4 protein-coding genes are annotated in these 3,552 nt (G+C 40.9%); 1 reads left to right on the plus strand and 3 read right to left on the minus strand.

Features of this window, described 5'->3' with window-relative positions:
- Positions 1-93: 93 nt before the first annotated feature.
- Positions 94-468, minus strand: coding sequence for an opine metallophore biosynthesis dehydrogenase (locus AACR09_RS19375; RefSeq protein ID WP_228010763.1), 375 nt, complete (start codon positions 466-468; stop codon positions 94-96).
- 404 nt (positions 469-872) lie between these two features.
- On the opposite strand from AACR09_RS19375, the gene tnaA reads away from it, so the two are divergent.
- The gene (tnaA, locus tag AACR09_RS19380) at positions 873-2,288 is read left to right on the plus strand and encodes a tryptophanase (protein WP_029224450.1); all 1,416 of its coding nucleotides are present in this window, start codon (positions 873-875) and stop codon (positions 2,286-2,288) included.
- 68 nt (positions 2,289-2,356) lie between these two features.
- Here tnaA and AACR09_RS19385 read toward each other — a convergent pair whose 3' ends face one another.
- Positions 2,357-2,962, minus strand: coding sequence for a winged helix-turn-helix domain-containing protein (locus tag AACR09_RS19385; RefSeq protein WP_102248769.1), 606 nt, complete (start codon positions 2,960-2,962; stop codon positions 2,357-2,359).
- 150 nt (positions 2,963-3,112) lie between these two features.
- Positions 3,113-3,289, minus strand: a complete 177-nt coding sequence (locus AACR09_RS19390) for a hypothetical protein (protein ID WP_017082925.1) — start codon at positions 3,287-3,289, stop codon at positions 3,113-3,115.
- Between the last annotated feature and the right edge of the window lie 263 nt (positions 3,290-3,552).

The following is a 3,552-nucleotide window of genomic DNA, read 5'->3' on the forward strand; positions in this document are numbered from 1 at the left end:
TAGAAAATGTACGTCGTTGTCGTTTTGTCATTGAACACCTCATTTATGGTGGAGACTTTACCACCTAATTTGGTGTCCGGGATCATTAGACCACTACACACCAATCATTGAAGACATAAGAATGATTTGTTTTAAATTCTTTAAGCAAAGCTCAGAAAAGGAAGACAATACGTCGCAATAGGTGTGAGCAGGAGTGGCTAAAACTAAAGTATCCCAATAGGAGGGAAGGGGAGATAATTCAGTATAGAACTCATTAAATCTAACTAGCCCGACGAGCGGTGCTAATTGTGGTTTGTTTACCTCGCAACTAGCTAAGTACCCATGTTGTTTCATTAGTCTTTTTCTAGTTTCCCATTGATGGGAACTCTTGCTGATGAGGGCTATTTTTTGACTAAAAGGAGCTAGGATTTGGCTCGTTTGAATACCGGCAGGGCCGGCACCAACAACCAATGTGTTGCCTAAAATCATGATGTGACTCTCAATGTGAATGTTTTCTTTAAATACCTTTCGGCATCTTCGCTGTTTTATTCTCAATAACACCACTTCATCGTGGCAATTTAAAACTTCGTTGTTTATTTAATTATTATTATTAATTGAGGTGAAACCATCTTCTTGAGGAAGAATGTTTCATAGATTCTGATGCTTTATTTAAAGTTGTTTGGGGTAGGCCATCGATTAATTAATCGTTAATTTACGCTGAAATTAATACCCTGCCGTATTTATTTGATTCATTTTGATTGGGTTGGAGAGGGTCGGTTGAGGTATCTAGTATCGCTGGAATGCTTCACCTACGTCTAACCAACTTATCCTTAAGAATCAAAATGTCTGGAGAGATACCTATGTCAGCAACTAGCAATAACCAAGAACAGCCAATGGATTCACACTATTTGCCAGAGCCTTATCGAATTAGGGTGATCGAGCCTGTTAAAAGAACAACGGAACGTGAGCGAGAACAGGCGCTAATGAAAGCGGGATATAACCCTTTCTTGTTGGATAGCGACAAAGTGTTTATTGATCTCTTGACCGACAGTGGAACGGGAGCTGTCACGCAGGAGATGCAGTCTGCAATGCTAAGGGGAGATGAGGCGTACAGTGGCAGTCGAAGTTATCGAACGCTTAGCCAAGCGGTAAAAGACATCTTTGGCTATCAGTTTACTATTCCTACACACCAAGGACGTGGTGCCGAGCAGTTATATGTCCCTGCCCTGATTAACAAACGTGAGCGAGATCAGGGGCTCGAACGAGGCAAAATGGCCGCATTTTCAAATTATTTTTTTGATACTACTCAAGGGCACACTCAGCATAATAATTGTCGAGTGATCAACGTTCCTTCACCTGAAGCTTTTAATACTGAAATTAAGAGTGATTTTAAAGGTAATTTTGACTTGGAAGCACTCGCGGCAGGAATCGAAGAGATCGGTGCTAAAAATGTGCCCTATATCGTAAGTACGATTACTTGTAACTCTGCAGGTGGTCAGCCTGTTTCTCTTGCCAATTTGAAGGCTGTTTATGAATTAGCGCAGTCTCACGATATTCCAGTTGTTATGGACTGTGCCCGATTCGCAGAGAACGCTTACTTTGTTAAGCAGCGTGAAGAGGGCTATGCCGACTGGAGTGTTCAAGAGATAACTAGCGAAGCTTTTAAATATGCCGATCTCTTTGCTATGTCAGCGAAAAAAGATGCCATGGTTCCTATTGGTGGGCTACTCGCTTTCAAAGACGATAGCTTCTTAGATGTGCAGTTGGAATGCAAAACACTATGTGTGTTATTGGAGGGCTTTCCAACATATGGGGGTCTAGAAGGTGGAGCGATGGAACGTTTGGCTGTTGGACTTTATGATGGAATGGAAGAAGACTGGTTAGCATCACGTTTGCAGCAAGTCGAATACTTAGTGAACGGCCTAGAAGCGTTAGGGGTCCGTTGCCAGCAAGCGGGTGGGCATGCTGCCTTTGTTGATGCCGGTGCATTATTACCTCATATCTCACCAGAACAGTTTCCTGGACATGCTTTGTCTTGTGAGCTTTATAAAGTGGCAGGTATTCGAGGTGCAGAAATCGGTTCTTTATTACTAGGGTGTGATCCTGAAACGGGAAAGCAGCTTCCTTGCCCGGCTGAATTGTTTCGTTTAGCTATTCCCAGAGCAACCTATACACAGGCCCACCTTGATTACATTATTGCTGCTTTTAAAGAAGTGAAGAAACGTGCTTCATCAATTGCAGGTTTAAAGTTTACTTATGAGCCTAAGGTATTGAGACACTTTAACGCTACATTGGAACCTGCACTTTAAGTTGTGCCCCTTTGCACACAGCAAAGGGGCTACCTCTCTTTTATCTGAAAAAATTCAAGCAACGAGGGTTATGGGTTAGCGTGATAGTTTTTCTGGGGCTGAGAAGCTAAGTTGTTTTGAGAGGCTAAGATGAATTGAAGTTCATCCTTTTTAGTTAGGCAGATTTGGCTCGATTGGTTATTGACGTTGACGTTGACGATGTCAAATTCGTGCCAGAAGTAGAAATAGCTGATTATTAGTACAGAGAGGATGGTGGAAGATAGGCCAACAAGAGCCCATTGGTAGAGTCTTAAGTAGTTAGAACGAGGTAACTTTATCTGTTTCGGTGGGTCTAGCGAAGTTTCAAACTCAGGAATGTGGATCTTGTAACCTTTTCTTGGAACATTTACGATTTTGATACTATCAAGTTCTAAGACTTTTCTGAGGTTGGTAATAGCGACTGGCAAAGAGTTAGGGCCGATGATATCCGGGTTCCCCCACGCAGCAATGATCAGCTCTTCTTTAGTCGAAATAAATTCTTCTTTTTGGATCAGAGTTTCTAATATGCAGCTTTCAGGTAGAGTGATTGAAAATGATTTTTGATTACTGAGGAGGAGTTGAGCCCCCGATTCGTCTCTTTGCAGTACACAATTACCTATAGGCAGTTTTACGTTGTCCAGTTGTGCTCTTAACATAGTGTTTCTCCATATACCTAGAGAAGGGGGATTAAATTGCACCCCTAGGATTTTATATAATGGCTCATATTTTGAATATTATTAATAAATTTGTGAATAAAATTTGAATTGAAGTGTAAGTTTTTTGCACATCAGATGGTGCTATCTGTTTTATATAAAACTGAACGTGAGATTTTTACCTCCTTTGTTTTCTAAGTAGATCTTCATCCAACGCCAGTCATTGTCCTTACAGGCTTTAAAGGTGCAATGAACATTTTTGCCCTCAACGATCTCGTTGTCGCAGAAGTCGATAAATGATTGGAAAGAACGGCATATAAGTGTGTCCATAAATTCGTAATCCTTTTGAGAATTTATCCATATAAATCTTCTTGATTTTATCTTTAGAGACGACGTAGTTTTAATAAAAAATGATTATTAATTACCTCCAGACACCTCTTTCATACAGGAAAGGAGGACGAGATAGACTCTGACTTATAGGATTGAATTATAATTATGTAGTGGTCAACAAATTCCGGACACTGACTTAAGCCGATTTTCGGCATTTACTGGCGACAGCCCATCATTTGCTTGATGAGGCCGTTGCCGATTAT

The organism is Vibrio sp. OPT20 (genome assembly GCF_963889365.1).
Classification (GTDB): Bacteria; Pseudomonadota; Gammaproteobacteria; order Enterobacterales; family Vibrionaceae; genus Vibrio; species Vibrio splendidus.